This window comes from Arthrobacter zhaoxinii, from assembly GCF_025244925.1.
GTDB lineage: Bacteria > Actinomycetota > Actinomycetes > Actinomycetales > Micrococcaceae > Arthrobacter_B > Arthrobacter_B zhaoxinii.
The window spans coordinates 402,633-418,385 of record NZ_CP104275.1; the positions used below are offsets into that span (position 1 = coordinate 402,633).

13 protein-coding genes and 1 tRNA gene are annotated in these 15,753 nt (G+C 63.7%); 9 read left to right on the forward strand and 5 right to left on the reverse strand.

What is annotated here, in order from left to right; translation table 11 throughout:
• Nucleotides 1–291 precede the first annotated feature (291 nt).
• The 6 genes from N2K95_RS01950 (at nt 292) to N2K95_RS01975 (ending at nt 9,011) form a co-directional block, all read left to right on the forward strand.
• Entirely contained in the window at nt 292–5,571 is a 5,280-nt protein-coding gene (locus tag N2K95_RS01950) for a DUF6531 domain-containing protein (RefSeq protein ID WP_260652682.1), read from the forward strand.
• A gap of 38 nt (nt 5,572–5,609) precedes the next feature.
• A complete protein-coding gene (locus N2K95_RS01955; RefSeq protein WP_260652683.1) occupies nt 5,610–6,083 on the forward strand; it encodes a hypothetical protein in 474 nt (157 codons plus the stop codon).
• Nucleotides 6,084–6,191: 108 nt separating this feature from the next.
• Complete coding sequence (locus tag N2K95_RS01960) at nt 6,192–6,950, forward strand: hypothetical protein (RefSeq protein ID WP_260652684.1); 759 nt, start codon at nt 6,192–6,194, stop codon at nt 6,948–6,950.
• Nucleotides 6,951–7,153: 203 nt separating this feature from the next.
• Nucleotides 7,154–7,609, forward strand: a complete 456-nt coding sequence (locus N2K95_RS01965; RefSeq protein WP_260652685.1) for a hypothetical protein — start codon at nt 7,154–7,156, stop codon at nt 7,607–7,609.
• A 71-nt stretch (nt 7,610–7,680) separates the two neighbouring features.
• On the forward strand, nt 7,681–8,457 hold the full coding sequence (locus N2K95_RS01970; RefSeq protein ID WP_260652686.1) for a hypothetical protein: 777 nt from the start codon (nt 7,681–7,683) through the stop codon (nt 8,455–8,457).
• 347 nt (nt 8,458–8,804) lie between these two features.
• Nucleotides 8,805–9,011: a hypothetical protein gene (locus N2K95_RS01975; protein WP_260652687.1), complete on the forward strand. Its 207-nt coding sequence runs from the start codon at nt 8,805–8,807 to the stop codon at nt 9,009–9,011.
• 86 nt (nt 9,012–9,097) lie between these two features.
• Here N2K95_RS01975 and N2K95_RS01980 read toward each other — a convergent pair.
• The 3 genes from N2K95_RS01980 to tadA form a co-directional block, all read right to left on the reverse strand.
• Nucleotides 9,098–9,187, reverse strand: a tRNA-Ser gene (locus tag N2K95_RS01980).
• A gap of 64 nt (nt 9,188–9,251) precedes the next feature.
• Entirely contained in the window at nt 9,252–9,737 is a 486-nt protein-coding gene (locus N2K95_RS01985) for a pyridoxamine 5'-phosphate oxidase family protein (RefSeq protein ID WP_260652688.1), read from the reverse strand.
• A 71-nt stretch (nt 9,738–9,808) separates the two neighbouring features.
• Nucleotides 9,809–10,279, reverse strand: coding sequence for a tRNA adenosine(34) deaminase TadA (gene tadA, locus N2K95_RS01990; protein ID WP_260652689.1), 471 nt, complete (start codon nt 10,277–10,279; stop codon nt 9,809–9,811).
• Nucleotides 10,280–10,363: 84 nt separating this feature from the next.
• On the opposite strand from tadA, the gene upp reads away from it, so the two are divergent.
• The 3 genes from upp (at nt 10,364) to N2K95_RS02005 (ending at nt 13,027) form a co-directional block, all read left to right on the forward strand.
• Nucleotides 10,364–10,996: a uracil phosphoribosyltransferase gene (gene upp / locus N2K95_RS01995; RefSeq protein WP_255793655.1), complete on the forward strand. Its 633-nt coding sequence runs from the start codon at nt 10,364–10,366 to the stop codon at nt 10,994–10,996.
• A 558-nt stretch (nt 10,997–11,554) separates the two neighbouring features.
• A complete protein-coding gene (locus N2K95_RS02000; RefSeq protein ID WP_260652690.1) occupies nt 11,555–12,424 on the forward strand; it encodes a winged helix-turn-helix domain-containing protein in 870 nt (289 codons plus the stop codon).
• 78 nt (nt 12,425–12,502) lie between these two features.
• Nucleotides 12,503–13,027 (forward strand): SixA phosphatase family protein, encoded by a 525-nt coding sequence (locus tag N2K95_RS02005; protein ID WP_260652691.1) that lies wholly within the window; start codon nt 12,503–12,505, stop codon nt 13,025–13,027.
• A 7-nt stretch (nt 13,028–13,034) separates the two neighbouring features.
• On the opposite strand, the gene N2K95_RS02010 is transcribed toward N2K95_RS02005, so the two are convergent.
• Together N2K95_RS02010 and N2K95_RS02015 are read right to left on the reverse strand one after the other, a co-directional pair.
• Entirely contained in the window at nt 13,035–15,101 is a 2,067-nt protein-coding gene (locus N2K95_RS02010) for a YhgE/Pip domain-containing protein (RefSeq protein ID WP_260652692.1), read from the reverse strand.
• The gene (locus N2K95_RS02015) at nt 15,098–15,736 is read right to left on the reverse strand and encodes an ABC transporter ATP-binding protein (protein WP_260652693.1); all 639 of its coding nucleotides are present in this window, start codon (nt 15,734–15,736) and stop codon (nt 15,098–15,100) included. Before N2K95_RS02015 ends, N2K95_RS02010 begins: the two co-directional genes overlap by 4 nt.
• Between the last annotated feature and the right edge of the window lie 17 nt (nt 15,737–15,753).

Genomic DNA, 15,753 nt, shown 5'->3' on the forward strand with positions numbered 1-15,753 from the left:
TCTATTGAGTCCATGATGGTTGAAATGCCGGAGTTGCCTTCGGAAACCGAGGCCCGGGGGTGTTTTAGCTACGCCACGGCGGAGATTACGCGGGACGCGTTCAAAAAAGTCGCAGATGATCTGGCTAGGACAAAAAATGCCAGGGTAGGCCATGTGGGCAATGCCCGGACGGAGTTCAAGGGGCGGTTCGCAGACATATTTCAGAGGAACACCACCACGTCATATACCGACGCTCACGAGTTGGAGCGGGCCCTGCGGAAAGTCGTGGAGTATGTGAACAGGTTTATCCACTTGGCACATGAAGAGGATGACCGGCGCAGGAAAGCCAACGACTGGCTGCGGGACTATAAGTCCCGCACCCCGATCGAGAAGTGGTGGGATGATTTGTGGGATTTGGACATCCCGGATATGAATCCCGGGCCGAGGCCAACGTTCACCGAATACGCGCCTGTCGTGACCCCCAGAGAGATACCCCAGGAAGGCGACGGCGGGGTGACCGGTGGGGGAACTTCATCGGCACGGCCGGATGCGCTCCGCTCCTTTGCGGACAGTTCCCGGGCCCTTGATGCTGACTTAGTATTTTCGGCAGAGATTCTCCGGGGAAACCTGAGCCAGTTCGAGTCGAATTGTTCGTGGGCCACGCTTCACGCAGATGGACTCGTCACGGCGTTCAAGGACTATCTGTCCGCCAACGAAAACGACGTTCAGTGGGCGATTCGGCTTGCGGATGCGTTCGCGGCCGCAGGCGGCGAGAGCGCCGTATCGACAGTCTCGGACGCAGCCCTCTCGGCGGCACTGGCCTCGGCGGGCGTAGCCGAAAACAGGCAGGATCTGTCCTTTGTACCGCCGAGGGCGTCGGGAGCAGCACCCACCACCGGGTTCGCCAATGACCCGGTCAACACGGCCACTGGTAACTTCATTGAACCGGAAACGGATCTGGCGTTGGCTGGGGCAGCGTCGGGGCTGGTGCTCTCGCGGATGTACAACTCGCTGCCCTCGGGGCTGGAAACCCCCGGTGTGTTCGGGCCGGGGTGGGCCTCCATACTGGATCAGCATCTGATCATCTCGGATGAGGGCTGCCGCTGGGTCATGGCAGACGGCCGGGCCGTGGACTTCCCCCGCGAGGGCGCAGCCTGGGCACGGGCCATCGGGGAGAGCTACTGGCTGACTAGTGAAGTGGGAACCGCAGCCGGGTTTAGCGATTTGGAGGTCCTGCCTGAGGGTGCAGGCGAGATCCTGGTGGTCCGTGATAATCAGGGTGCATGGTGGGCCTATAGTCAGGCGGGTGTCTGGCTCGGAGCCGGTTCAGGGCCCGGGCAAACGGTTTCCGTGGCACGTGAGGACACTGCCAACGGTGCAGGTACAGGTCCGGTGGCACGGATTTCCCACGCCCGGGGACGCTTCCTGGAAGTTGATTATGTGGACGGACTCGTAGCGCTGGTCCGGTCTTCCGATGGGCGCCGGGTGGAATACGGGTACGACGACGGCCGGCTGGCCAGCGTCAGCACTGGAACCGGAACCCGCAGGTACCGGTGGAACGATCAGGGGCTGATCGACGCCGTCTACGACGAGGCCGGGGTGCTGGAAGCGGAAAATACCTACGACGAACAGGGCAGGGTAATCCGGCAGGTCACCCAGCACGGGCGGCGAATCCGATTCGCGTATCTGCCGGGCCGTGTCACCGTGGTCTCGGATGAGGACGGTACGAAGTCCAACTCCTGGATCGCTGATAGGAAAGGCAGGCTCGTGGGTGTCCTGGACTCCCATGATCAGCGCCAGTCCCTGGCCTATGACGGGCACGGAAACCTCGTGTCCAGCACCGAGAGGGATGGGTCCGTAACGGTCCACGCGTACGATGAGCGGGGCCGAAGAATCCGAACCGTGACGCCGGAAGGGGCGGACCTGACCTACGGGTGGGACGGGCAGGACCGGATCACCACTGTGGTTACCGAATCCGGTTCTGTTGTCACCTATGAATACGCTGACGGGATTTCCCGGAACCCGTCCGCAATAGTGGATCCACTGGGCGGACGCACTGAAATGGAGTGGCAGGACGGGTTGCTGATCTGTGTCACGGATCCAACCGGAGTAACGGTCACGTTCGACTATGACAGTTTCGGGGATCTGGCCGCGGCCGGGAACGCGGTAGGGGATACCGCGAAAATCCTCCGGGACCAGGCGGGCCGCCCCATTGCCGCCATCAGCCCCTCCGGAGCCGTGACCCGCTTCGTGTACAACGCCGCCGGATTGTTGGTTCGGCGGGAAGACCCTGACGGAGCCGTCTGGTCCTTCGAGCACGACTCCGCAGGGCGGACCACAGCGTCCGTGGCGCCGGACGGCGGCCGGACGGAGCTGGAATACGCAACTAACGGTGAACTGGTCCTCACCGTGGATCCCCTCGGCCGCAGCGTTGAGCGGGTTTTCGATGAATTGGGAAACATTACCGCCGCCATCCTGCCCGACGGCGCCCGCTGGGGTTTCACTCACGACAGTCTGTCCCGGCTGGTCGGGATCACCGATCCTGCCGGCCATGACTGGGTTCGCGAATACGACAAGATCGGCAACCTGACCGCGGTCGTCGACCCTACCGGGGTCCGCACTGAGGCGATTACCGATCGAAAGGCCGGCACGGCAACCCTGGCAGACGCTTTCGCTTCCACGACCTACAGTTTCGACGAGTACGGCCGTCCTATCCGGTTCGAAGATGCGGACGGTTCCGCGGAGCTCGTCACGTACGATGCGGCCGGCCGGCCAGCGGAATTAGTCGACGGAGAAGGCGGACTGACCGTTCTGGGCCGGGATTTGGCCGGGAAGATCACCTCCGTGACGTCCCCCTCCGGGGCAGTGACCCGGTACGAGTACGACATCTGCGGACGGCCCTGGAAAACGATCGACCCCATGGGTGCGGTCACGGAACTGGTCTACGACGTCGACCAACGGGTGGTTGCCCGGACATCGCCCACCGGCGAGGTTGAAACCTTCGAGTACGATGCCTGCGGCCGGCTGCTCCTGGCGCGTACCCCGGGGAACGGTGCCGCCCGCTATGGTTACGACAAGGCGGGAAGGCTTAGTTTTTCCCAGGATTCCTGGTACGGAACCCGTCGGTTCAAATACAACCTTGCCGGGGAGATGGTCGAGAGCATCAACGGCGTCGGCGGGCGGACGCAGTTCGAGTACGACATCCGCGGGCGGCTGGTCCGGATCACGGATCCGGTGGGCAAGGTCATCACCCGCACGTACAGCGAAACAGATCAAATCGAGGCTGTCACAGACCCGCTCGGCCGGGTTTCGACCGCGACATATGATCCAGCCGGGAGGCAGCTGTCTGCCTCCGATTCCGATGGAAACACCACCACCTGGACGTATGACCGCGCCGGACGAAAAGCCACCACCTCGCGGAACGGAAAGCTCATTGCTTCCGTGGACCGGGACGTAAGGTCCCGCCGGGTGGTAGTCACGGACTACACCGGCAGCGATGGGCTGGCCGTGGAGCATGATCTTGGTTTCAACCGGCGCGGGCAACTGACCTCACGAACCCGCGGCGGCCGGGGTCTGTCCTGGGAATACGATTCGGACGGGAACCGGACGGGATTCACCGACGCGAACGGAACCACCACCACCTATACGCGCGACGCCGCCGGCCGGGTGAGGGCCGTGAATAGCCCCCGGCTGGGCGAGGCTGTATTCACCCACGACGCGGCGGGACGACTGACGGCAGTCACAGCAGGTGATTTGGTACAGGAATGGGTCTACCGCGACGGATACCTGTCCGAACACACCAGGACGGACCGCTCCGCGCAAGGCGCCGCGGATACCACCTTGGTCGGCCGGGACGAGGACGGTCGGATCATCGGTTTGACCCGCGCCGGCGCCGTGACCAGATACACCTATGACGGAGCCGGACAGCTGTCCACGGCTGCCACCACCCGCCAGGGAGAGCGCGCTGCAGCGGTGTCGGAGTGGGAGTATGACGTAGGCGGCAGGCTGGTCCGGGAAACCACGCAGGCTGGGGCAAGAACTTACACATACGACGACGCAGGACAGCTGCTGGCTATTACCGAGCCGGACGGAACCCGTACCCAATATGTCCACGACTGCATAGGCCGGCGGATCCGGATGACCCGGCCGGACGGGTCCTGGAACGAATACGCGTGGGGCCCCACCGGCGCACTGCAGGCGACAGTTGAGCGCACCTCGGATGGAACGGTTGCCTCCGCACACCATTTCTGGGTGGATGCCCTGGGCGAACTCGCGGCCGTGGATGACGCCGTGGTCTGGTGGGACACCGCACAACCTGTCCCCGCTCTGGCTTGCATCGGCGCGGAACAGGTCTTGTCCCTGCCCGGGGGAGTCGCGGGGATCGGAGATGCGTGGACGGCATCGGGCTGGCGCGCCGCCCGTCCTACCGACGAAACGGACCCCTGGGCGGTTCTGGGGGCTTCCACCATCCCGAACCCAGCGCCCGGCGGCATTGCCGGTACGGTTTCCGGAGTCGGCGCAGCCGGGCTGGCCGGTGTCCTACCCGCCGGTGTCGGACTGATCCCCGGAGGCCTAAATATCGCGGGCCTGGAATGGCTCGGGGAGCGGGCATACGATCCGGCGGCGAGGGGGTTCCTTTCCGTCGATCCGCTTGCCCCGGTCCTGGGCGCTGGCTGGGACGGCAACCCGTACGCCTATGCAGGGAACAATCCGCTCAACGCCGTCGACCCCACCGGTCTAACGCCGCTCACGGATGCCGACCTGAAAGCCATCGAGGCCGCGAATCAGGGTGGCCTTGCCAGCGCATGGGAATGGGTGGCGGATAACTGGGAGTATCTCCTCGGCGGCTACTTGTTCCTTATCGGTCTTGTGCTCTCGTTCACCGGTGTGGGTACCGGGGCAGGCGTGGCCATTATGGCCCTGTCCGGGGCGCTTATGGCTGGCGGTGGGTCCCTTTGGCTTGCGAAGAGGGAGGACGGGACAGTTAGCGCCGACGATTGGATAGGGGTTGGCGTGGATGCCTTGATCGGTATGGCGACCGGCGGGCTCGGTGGCTTAGCGTCGCTTGCATTGGGCAGACTTGCCCCGGCAGCAGGTGCGGTCGGAATTACCACGGCACAGAAGATCCTCCGCAGCAGCACGGTGCGCGGAGCGCTGTCGGCGGGAACGGAAGGAGCGACAGAAAACACTCTGAACTACCACTTCGACCATGGGGACGGGAAAACAGTCACTGGTTATTTGCAGGCCGCGGGGGTGGGCTTCGCGACAAGTGCCGGCTCCAGTGTGCTTAGCAACAAGGGATCAGATTATGTTAATTCAAAGATAACCATTACTCCGGTGCATCCCCAGGGTGCGGACACTTCTCGGTTGGCCCCGAATGTCGCACGCAAGAACGTAATCGTGGAAGAGACCGTCGATCGCACCGTCGGGGCTGGAGGAAGTGCCGTGAACGAATGGCTTCAACCGAAGGGATCCGAAGACCAGTTCGACTCTACAGATGTATGGGAATCCGGAATTGATGGAATACTGGGCGGCGCAAGTGGGAATACCGTAGGTCCTCGCCGCGCCCACGGCCCCGTCCCCGCCCCTTGATCCGAGCTGGATTTAAGCTTCTGAATGTTAGTAGATAAATGGACCTGCAGGGGATGAGGATGCGAGATTCAGTGCCCGAAAATGCCATGAGAGACCAATCGGGGAAGTCGCGGCAGCAACGACGGAAAGACCTCTTTCAAGTGTTGGTTGTCGGTGTACCATTTCTGGGAGTGATTGGCTCCATGTTGATTGGTCCTGTCGTGGTCATGAACGTGGACAAAGGTCACAGGGGGTGGATCGAGTGTACGGTGACCGACGCCAAAGGGGGAAAGGCTGCCGGGAATCGGCGCGGCCATAACCGGTATTGGCAGGTCCTTGTCGAAACCTCCGACTGCGGGACGCTGAAATTAAGGGAGGGCATCACAGAGGCGAACAATCAGGACGTTGCGGCAGAGCTAGCACCGGGCGGGAGGTTTCGGTTCGAAATCGGAGAGGCTACCCGAAAGATTCGGTGGCTCACGGATCCCATCAGTGTTATCCCTAAAGTCTGGACATTCCAGCGGATGGACTAAGCGCAAAAGTACTTTTAGGACCGCTATGTCCCCGTGTTCTCCGGTTGCTGCCGGAGGCGCCGGTGTGAGCAGACGGTGACGCCCGGTTGGGGTGGATTGGTTGAATGAGTGAGCATGGCAGGTAAAGGCTTAAAGAGGTCGGGGGCGGGCCGGATATTTATCGGCCTCGGCTTCTTGATCGCCATGGCTGTGCTCATGGCCAATGTGTCTGTGGAGCCTGCGTGGCAAATAGTCGCTACTCTGCTCGCCGCGCTTCTCTTGGGTTTTTGTTTCCTCAGATTTCCTTCCCGACCCTGGGTTATGCCGCTGGTATTCGTCCTGCTTTTCGGGGTTTTGTACGCATTGGACAGCGAATTTGTGATCGCCTGGGTCGGGGGCTATGGTGCCGGAGCAAACTTCGGGGCCGGTTGGAAAGCAATGAAGGAGCACAGCCCAAAGGCCGCCATGAAGTCCGATTGGACAGTGAATGGGCACGAATTCGGTGCCGTGACGGCGGCACGCGACGCCGCGGGCACAGCAATGAGGAACCTGGACGGGAAAGCACATGGCCGGCTCGACGTAGAGCACGGATTCGCATGTTTCCAAGTGCTCGGGAGTGTCACGTCCGGCTTCCTGTGTCACTGGAATCACGACGTTTCCGACGAAGATTCCTGGGCGGTGTTAACGCGGGTCGGGTATGAGCTGGACGACTGGGCCGATGTTCCGGCGGGCCGCTACACGAGTTCCGTCCCGGTGCGGCTGATCAATGATCTGGGCTCGGCGCAACAGGCGCTGGATGATTTCTTCCGTAATCCGGACGCTACGCCCGAAGGGCCGAACTGGCCGATAGACGAGGAGAGCCAGGGCACGCGGTTGTCCAAGGGATAGGTGCCGGAATACCAAGACGCAAACGTCCACACGTGAATCCTGGACGTCTCTCTCCTTGCTTAGGAGCTTCAATCCGCGGCGAGCAACAGGCCCGTGAAGGGTGGCGGGTATATCCTCGGGCGAATCTTCCCGCTGTTAGAAATAGACTGACTGCTTCGCTGCCGTTCCGAGTGTTCGGATAACCGTTGATGAGGACAAAAGAAATGAATGACTCGGCTGAGCAAACCATCGGTGGCCCTGCCCAAAAGGATGGGCAACAACCGCAGACAAAGCTGCGTCCCGCCCGATTGATATTTCCCGTCCTTCTGCTTTTGTCTTTGGCCGCAGTCATCGTGGTCCCACCCCTGGCCTCCCTATACGACCAGAGCCATCGTACGCGGATTGAATGCACTGTGGTGGAAGCCGAGGGGGTGAAGGTATCCGGCCCGCGCAATGGCGGGGGCCCGTATCACCGGGTGTACATCACCACGGCGGAGTGCGGAGAACTTTTGTACGAGACCGGGATTACCGCTTCGAACCGCGACTCTGTGGCGGCAGAATTGGAGCCGGGTGAAAAGTACTCGTTCGAAATCGGAGAGGTAGATAACACGTTCCGTTGGCTGATGAACCGGTTTGACGTGTCACCCGAAGTCTGGTCCTTTGAGGAGATCAACGGATAGCCGGGGCCTTCCCAGTTGGCGGTGATGCTCGGAAGGGCTCCCGCTCAGACCGGAAATTAGGACATAGGAATATGACGAGCTCACCAGGATTTAAATCGGCGGTACACGAGGCGCTTGCCCTGTTGGGGCTCGCGCTTATCTGCGGGCTTCTTGTTTCGTGGGCTGTCTACTCCGGACTGGACCACTCATACGGGTTCGAGATCATCTCCGTATTGACTATCGGTATTCTGGGGGGCGCCCTACTAAGGGGGTTCGCCCAGGGAAACAGGCTGACGATTGTTTTCTACAGCTTGGTCGCGGCTGAGGCGGTTTTACTTTACCAATGCCCTCAGCCTTGGTTCGGGTTGTGGCCGGTACTTATACCGGGTAACGCCATGGGCTTTATGGTAGGCAGGGCGGCCCGCCTCGTGGTCCTCGCAAGCAAGCCGAAGCCACGTGATGTGTGGGCGGTCAACGGTATCGAGGATCCGCGTTCCGACAGTGCCAAGGCAAAGGCCATGGACGCTTTGTCGTCCTGGGATGCGGGGGAATCGGGTACGTTCCGGGTGCAGCGCGACGATGCGGAGTTCACAGCGGTCGGAAATCCGGAGACAGGTTTCATTGTGCACTGCACGCCGGACAGGCAGGATGAAGGAAAGTGGCGGATGCTCGGAGCGGACGATGCCGACGTCGTCGAGATCCGGCTTTTGTCCGGCCCTGCTTATGCGCCCAGGGGAGTCCTCACCGATTTAGCCGCCACATCCAAAGCACTGCTGGGCTTCTTCCACCACCGCGGACCGGATCCGGAACTGTCCTGGTCGGAGGGTGAGGATGTGCGCACTTACAGGTTCGGACAAATGAGCCGCTAGCGGCCCGGTCCGGGCCGAAGCCGCCGACATCACGGCCACCAGTATTGAAGCTGTGACTTCCCTCATTCCTTCGCTGGGGTTCGATATGGAAAGACACATACAGGGCCAGGAGGCTTTCGAGAACAATGAACAATAATCCGAGTTTCACCGATGGGGTTGAATCCCCGGAGGATGCCGCCGAGGGGGGCGCGCGTCTGGCGCGCAGACTCCCTCGCGTTCTTGATATCGCTTACGCAGGCGCTCTTCTGATTTGTCTGGTCATAGCCGTCTATGTTTTCCAAAGCGTCCCGTGGGACACGCGGTTATCAGACTCGGGGCGTACCTCTTCACGGACCAGTAGCTCCGGTATGACAATGCCGGCGCTCATATCCCTTGCTCCGATTGCCCTGTGCGTCATCTGGCAGGCCCGTAAGAAGATGAAGCCCACAGCGTCGGATCATCAAGGGAAGGTACGGGCCTACGTCTTCGGGCTTTTGTATCCGCTGGCCGTGGTGGTTGGCCAAGGTTATGTAGCCTACGAGCTTCTGGTCCGGGGCGGTGCCCTGCCCGGCTGATTAGTGACGCCGCAGATGCCGGCTGATCAGCAAAGCGAAAGGCCCCGGTTCCCTGTGTTTACCAGGGAACCGGGGCCTTTCTCAGTTGGCGGTGACGGTGGGATTTGAACCCACGTTGGCTTTTACACCAAACAACATTTCGAGTGTTGCACCTTCGGCCGCTCGGACACGTCACCAACGCGTCAACCTTACCGGGTCGAAGGCCCAACTCCCAAAAGCAGTTCCGCCAGCACCCTGGAACTAGAGGTCGACGACGTCGTTCTTGCCGATGTCGGGGGTGCCGCCGGTTACTGCGGCCTTGCCGATCTTGAACATGCTGGCGATCTTGGGTTCATCGGTTGCCCAGTATTCGGCGGTATCCGAGTCCACCTTGAGCAGAGCCACCGACGGGTCTTCACGGCCCTTCTCGAACCAGCCCTCCACCGAGGTCTTCCACAGCGAGGAAATCTTCCCCTGGTCCTTAGTCAGCGTGGCCGTACCGCTGATGGACAGGAAGCCTTCTTTGTCATTGATCGCGACGTTGACGTGCGGGTTGGCACGGACCTCGTCGGCCTTGGGGGAGGGGTCCGGGGTGAAGAACCACAGGTTGCCGTCCGAATCCGCCTCCTGCAGCTGCAGCGGCCGGCTGACCAGGTTCCCCTGCAGGTCCACTGTGGTCAGCGTTGCGATCTTGGCCTTTTCGAGAATCTTGACGACGGTGTCCCGTCCATCCTGCTCTGATCCCATTACGGAAACTCCTTTTAGCTGTCGCGTTCTGGAATTAGCAAGCCTACGTATAAACGGAACCGGGCGGAACGCTAGGAGTTGCGCTTTGAGCCGAAGAAGTCCCGCAGCAGGCGCGCAGATTCTTCCTCGCGCACACCGGGATACACCTCAACCCAGTGATTCAGGCGACGCTCACGCAGGATGTCGAACACAGAACCTGAGGCCCCGGCCTTCTCGTCCCACGCACCGAAGACCACCTTCGGCACGCGGGCCAGGACAATCGCCCCGGCGCACATGGCGCATGGCTCGAGCGTCACCACCAGGGTGCAGCCTTCCAGCCGCCATTCGCCGACGGCGGCCGCCGCCGCCCGGATGGCCAGTACCTCCGCGTGGCCTGTCGGGTCCCCGGTCGCCTCACGCTCGTTGCGCCCGGTACCCAGCACCTCGCCGTCGGGACCCAGGATGACGGCGCCGATCGGCACGTCGCCTGTCTCCAGCGCCCTGCGGGCCTCGGCCAGGGCAAGGTCCATCCAGGCCTCGTGTGTTCGGGAAAGGGAGTCCATGCCTGCCATCGTCCCCCATCCGCACTCACGCAGGCGAACGCAGGCGAACGCAGAGAGAGGCAGGGGCAATGGTAGTTTTGAAGCATGCGCGTACTTGTAGTGGATCATCCCCTCGTTGCCCACAAACTCACCGTTCTCCGCGACAAGGACACCCCGTCACCGATCTTCCGTCAGCTGACGGAAGAACTGGTCACCCTGCTGGCCTATGAAGCCACCCGGACCGTCCGCGTGGAGCCGGTTCCGATCGAGACCCCCGTCACGGCCGCCGTCGGCACGGGCCTGGTTAAGCCGACCCCGCTGGTGGTTCCCATCCTGCGCGCCGGCCTGGGCATGCTCGAAGGCATGACCCGCCTGGTTCCCACGGCAGAGGTTGGCTTCCTGGGCATGGCCCGGAACGAAGAAACCCTCGAAGCCATCACCTACGCCGAGCGCCTGCCGGATGACCTCACCGGCCGCCAGGTCTTCGTCCTGGATCCGATGCTGGCCACCGGCGGAACCCTGCGCGAAGCCATCAAGTTCATGTTCCAGCGCGGCGCCGCGGAAGTCATCTGCATCTGCCTGCTCGCTGCCCCGGAAGGCCTCTCGGTGCTTCAGGAAGAACTGCAGGACGCCAACGTCACCGTGGTGCTCGCCTCCATCGACGAGCGCCTGGATGAGCACGCCTACATTGTTCCCGGCCTGGGCGACGCCGGCGACCGGCTTTACGGCGTCGTCTAACCACTGCGCCGGACCACACCGCTGCCCCGAGAGGCAGCAGCCTGCGGCTAGCCGCGGGGTCCTAGCGCCCTGTCCACTATGTGGACAAACGGATAATGCTTGACGGCATCCGCTCCGTAAGGTCACTTACGGAGCGGATGCCTTTTTCGTTCCACGACATCGATATCATCCGCATCGCCCCTTATGGATGAGCGAAATTAATTTAGTTCTTATACATATTCCCGCATAGGTATTCACTGGAACTAATTGTGAACTACGTCACAAAACGACACTTAATGTCCACTATGTGAGACAACGGACCCATTGTTACTTGCGCGGATCCCTTTGTTACATGCAATAATCCGGAGTGTGAACACCAACACGGCAGCATCAGTCGCAGTCTTTGCCGGCGGCCTTCCGGCCTCGGAAGAGACTAGCTGTTGTCGAATGCATACCTCTGGAACCACCCCTATCCTCAGGTAAGACTCAGGCCCACCACGGGCATAATAGGCGCCGTCTCGACCGGGCACACCCCCAGCAATCGAGCCGTGATGACGTCGATTCACGATGAGGTCCCACATGTCAGTAGCATCCGGTTACGTCCACATCTCCCTGCGCAATGCGCAGAACCGCGCCGGAGCAGGTTCCCAGCGCCAGTCCGCCGGCGGTTTCTCCAATACCTACGGCGGCCAGCAGTTCGGGAACCAGTCCTACAGCGTTCCGCCCACCACCGGCACCGGAGCCCGTCCGCTCCGCGCCGTGTCCGGCCAGGACGCGTACCCCATGACCGCCCCCATGCAGGTGGTCGCTCCGAGCGGCATTCCCGGACCGCAGCCGGTCAGCAATGACACCGCTGCCCGCGGATTCGTTATCTATGTCGGCCTCGATGAGGAAACCGCCGCGGCCAACGGCACCTCCCTGAGCAAACTGGCGCAGGAAATCCGGGCACACGTCCAGACCCTGGTTCCAGGTGCCCAGAGCCACGCAGCCGTGGCGCTTGCCCCTGCCGGAGCCACCGGCTCGGATATCGACGTCGTCCGCCAGGCTCTTGGTGATCCCACGGTCGCTCGGCGGCAGTCGGCCCCTCAGCAGGCTCCCGCACCTCAGCCTCCGGCGGCGGTCCGCCCCTCCGGTGTCCTGATTGACCTGTCCCGCCGCGAGGTGCACCTCGACGGGGACACGCTGAACCTGACGTTCAAGGAATTCGAACTGCTGAACTACCTCGTCGAAAACGCGAGCCGAACGGTAGGACGTGAAGAGCTGCTCGCCGGGTTGTGGCGCAACGCTGAAGAGGTGCCGAACGAACGCACCATCGATGTCCACATCCGGCGCCTGCGGTCCAAACTGGGGCGCCTGGCCAACACCGTACGCACGGTCCGCGGCCAGGGGTACCGTTTCTACGAGCACCCCGAGGTGGTTGTCTGGGCCGCACCGGAGTACAGCATCTAGCGTCTGCAGCCTCGATGCTACGGATGGTGGCCGGTCAGCGGGCGGAGCGGGGGCTCCGTCCGCGGCTAAACTGAGCAGATGACCGGCCACCACCTGAAGAAACTCCAGCTCCTGCGCCACGCCAAGGCGGACTGGCCCCGAGACGTCGCAGATCATGAGCGGCCACTCTCCGGCCGGGGGCACCGGGACGCGCCGCTGGCCGGCCAATGGATGCGCGAACACGGCAGCATCCCCGACTTCATTCTCTGCTCCTCCGCCCTGCGTGCCCGGCAGACCTGCACCTGGGTCTGCAAGGAACTCGGCGACAAGGCGCCCACCGCGAAGCTCGAGGACGGTCTCTATGCAGCGACGCCGGAGCGGATCCTCAGCCTGATCAACCATGTACCGGACACGGTCACCAGCCTGCTCGTCATCGCGCACCTTCCCGGCGTCCAGGACCTGGCCATGCGCCTTGCTTCGGCGGACTCGGACGAAGACGCCGTCATGGAGATGGCCACGCGGTATCCGACGTCGGGCCTCACCGTCATGGAACACGCGCTGTCCTGGGCCGAGCTGGACGGCCGCGACGCCCGGATCACCGACTTCGTGGTGCGCCGGGCCTGAAACCGGCCTAGATGTCGATTTCCGGCTGCAGTGTCTTCAGCGTCCACAGCCGGTGCCGGCGGGCCGCCAGCAGGGACAGCAGGAGTCCGGCCGCGGTGTAGCCGAGCAGCCCGACGGCGACGGCGGTGACCTGCGAAAGGTCCCCGCCGTACAGCAGCTGCCGCAGCCCGGTCACCATGTACCCCATCGGCAGCGCATCGTGCGCCAGATGCAGGGGTGCAGGGATGGTCTGCCAGGGGAAGGTGCCTCCGGAGGAGACCAGCTGCAGCACCAGCAGGACCAGTACCGCGAACTTGCCCACGGAACCCAGCAGAGCCACGAGGCCCTGGACCAGCGCGGAGAACGCCATGGACGCCATCAGGAGCAGTCCCCACGCCAGGACCGGATGGACGGGATCCAGCCCCAGCCCGACGCAGACCACTGCATAGAGCACGGTTGCCTGAACCAGGGAGACGGCGAGGAACGGAAGCCAGCCGCCGAGTGCGATCTTCCAGGCCGGGGCGTTGGAGGCCAGCGCCCGCCGGCTGATGGGGCGCAGGGCCTGCGCGAGCATGAAGATGCCCACCCACATGGCCAGGACCAGGAAATAGGGTGCCAGGCCGGCGCCGTAGCTGCCGGCCTCCGCCTGGTTCACTGTGCTGACGGTCAGCGGGTCGGCGATGACCGTGGAGGCCGTGGCTCGTTCCTCTTCATTGGGGTTGGGGACATTGCCCGCACCGTTTTTCAACTGCTGGGACAGCTCGGCAGACCCGTCACGGAGCTGGCCCAGCCCCTCGCGGAGGGTGCCCGCGCCGGCAGCGGCGGAGTCCGCTCCGGCTGCCAGCTCCCGGGAACCGTCCAGGGCCTGCTGTTCCCCGCCCGCCAGACCGGCGGCGCCGGAGGAAAGCTCCGCCGCGCCGGCGGAGAGTTCGGCGGCGCCGCCGGAGACTTGGGCAGCCCCGTCATTCGCGGCGGCGATGCCCGAGGTCAGCTGCGGGGCACTGGCGGCGAGCTGGTCCGCGCCGGCAGAAACCGCTGCGGCGCCGTCCGCGAGTGTCTGCAGCTGCTCCAGTCCGGTGGCGCCGGACGGGGCTGCGGCGAGCTCCTGCTGGAGGGCGCCGGCCTGCTCGGGAGTCAGCACACCCTGCTGGATCAGCCGTGTCACTGCATCGGTGACACCCTGCCGGGAGGCGTCGGCTGAGGCAGTCAGGGCGGATTCCAGGCCTGCCGTTCCTGCCGCCACCTGCCGGGCGCCGTCGGCCAGCTGCTGCGTCTGCTGGGGAAGCAGTGCGGTGGAGGAGGAAAGCTGGGCCAGGCCGGAAGAGAGGCCGGCAGCTCCGGAAGACAGCTGGTTGGCTCCCGTGGACAGCCCGCCGGCTCCGGCCGACAGCTGGTTTGCTCCTGCCACCAGCTGTTCCTGCCCGGAAACCAGTTCCTTGGCTCCGGCGGACAGGGTGCCCAGGCCGGTGGTGAGTTCTGCGGCTCCGGAATCGGCAGACGCCGCACCGTCGGCCAGCTGGCCGGCGCCGTTGGCGGCCCGTTCCAGCTGGCCGTGCACGGTGCTGAAGCCGGTCAGCAGCCGGTTCGCCGTTTCCTCGCCGACCTCGGTGGCCACGCTGTCATGGATGGAGGCGGTGAGTTTGTCCACGATGCTGCTGAGCAGGTAGTTGTTCGCGTCATTGGTGGTCACGTGCAGGCTTGCCTGGCGCGCAGAGCCCAGGTCCGACGTCGAGGCCAGGCCGGCGGAAAAGTCCTCCGGGATGGTGAGGGCGAAGTCGTAGGTGCCGTCCTTTACCCCGCGGTCCGCGGCATCGGCGCTGTCCACCAGTTTCCAGTCGAAGGTGCCGTCCTCCAGCAGGCTTTCGCGGACCGTGGCGCCGACGTCGAGCCGGCCGTCCGCGGTGTCCGCACCGTCGTCCTCGACCACCAGGGCGGCCTTGACGCCGTCAAGGTTTCCGTAGGGATCCCAGTTGGCATACAGGTAGACGGCACCGTAGAGCAGGGGGACCAGGGACAGGGCCAGGATGGCGAGCTTCGGCAGGGTGCCGGCCGTCATGCGCCGCAGCTCGCCAAGGGCCAAGCGGAGGGCGGTCATGCGGAGACCTCTTCGAGGACACCGGCGGCGGTGGTGCCGGCGGCGGTGCCGGCGTACGCGGCGGGACCCGTCCACCCGGGCGGGATCTGCGCTACCACTGCCACGGCGGTCACCGGGCGGGAGGACGAGGACACGCTGTCCTCCAGCACGGGCAGCCAGGTGTCGGCGTCGGCATCATGGCGGTCGGGGGAGTCGAAGACCAGCAGTTCGACCGCGGAATCCGCCAGTGCGAGACGGGCCAGCAGGTCCAGCCGTACCGTCGGTGCGAGTTCCTCGATCCACTGGGGTACCAGCGCCGAGAGGCCGGCGTCGGACAGCCAGCCGGCAGCATTTGTACGCGGGCGGTTCCGGCGCGGGATCAAGGACAGGTCCTCCGCAACGAGGTCCCGGACGCGGAAATGCCGCTCGGGTTCGCTGACCTCCGGTGAATCAACCAGAGCGGAATGCCGGCGCAGCTGCTTCGGCCGCGCGTTGCTCCGCCACTCGACAGCGCCGGAGGTGGGGCGCATCCGGCCCGAAAGCACCAGCGCCAGGGCGGTGCGGGTGGACTGGTCCCCGCCGGAGACCAGGAGCAGTCCGCCGGTTTCAACCTCGACAGAGGTTGGGGGAAGGAGCGCACTGTGGCGCCCCTTCACAAAAAGGGTTTCCGCAC

What these genes read in the sequence shown, in the direction of transcription:
- upp (WP_255793655.1), top strand. Translation starts at nt 10,364, where the DNA reads ATGCGCGTACTTGTAGTGGATCATCCCCTCGTTGCCCACAAACTCACC.
- N2K95_RS02005 (WP_260652691.1), top strand. Translation starts at nt 12,503, where the DNA reads ATGACCGGCCACCACCTGAAGAAACTCCAGCTCCTGCGCCACGCCAAG.
- N2K95_RS01975 (WP_260652687.1), top strand. Translation starts at nt 8,805, where the DNA reads ATGACAATGCCGGCGCTCATATCCCTTGCTCCGATTGCCCTGTGCGTC.
- N2K95_RS01965 (WP_260652685.1), top strand. Translation starts at nt 7,154, where the DNA reads ATGAATGACTCGGCTGAGCAAACCATCGGTGGCCCTGCCCAAAAGGAT.
- N2K95_RS01955 (WP_260652683.1), top strand. Translation starts at nt 5,610, where the DNA reads ATGGACCTGCAGGGGATGAGGATGCGAGATTCAGTGCCCGAAAATGCC.
- N2K95_RS01970 (WP_260652686.1), top strand. Translation starts at nt 7,681, where the DNA reads ATGACGAGCTCACCAGGATTTAAATCGGCGGTACACGAGGCGCTTGCC.
- N2K95_RS02010 (WP_260652692.1), bottom strand. Translation starts at nt 15,101, where the DNA reads ATGACCGCCCTCCGCTTGGCCCTTGGCGAGCTGCGGCGCATGACGGCC.
- N2K95_RS02000 (WP_260652690.1), top strand. Translation starts at nt 11,555, where the DNA reads ATGTCAGTAGCATCCGGTTACGTCCACATCTCCCTGCGCAATGCGCAG.
- tadA (WP_260652689.1), bottom strand. Translation starts at nt 10,279, where the DNA reads ATGGACTCCCTTTCCCGAACACACGAGGCCTGGATGGACCTTGCCCTG.
- N2K95_RS01985 (WP_260652688.1), bottom strand. Translation starts at nt 9,737, where the DNA reads ATGGGATCAGAGCAGGATGGACGGGACACCGTCGTCAAGATTCTCGAA.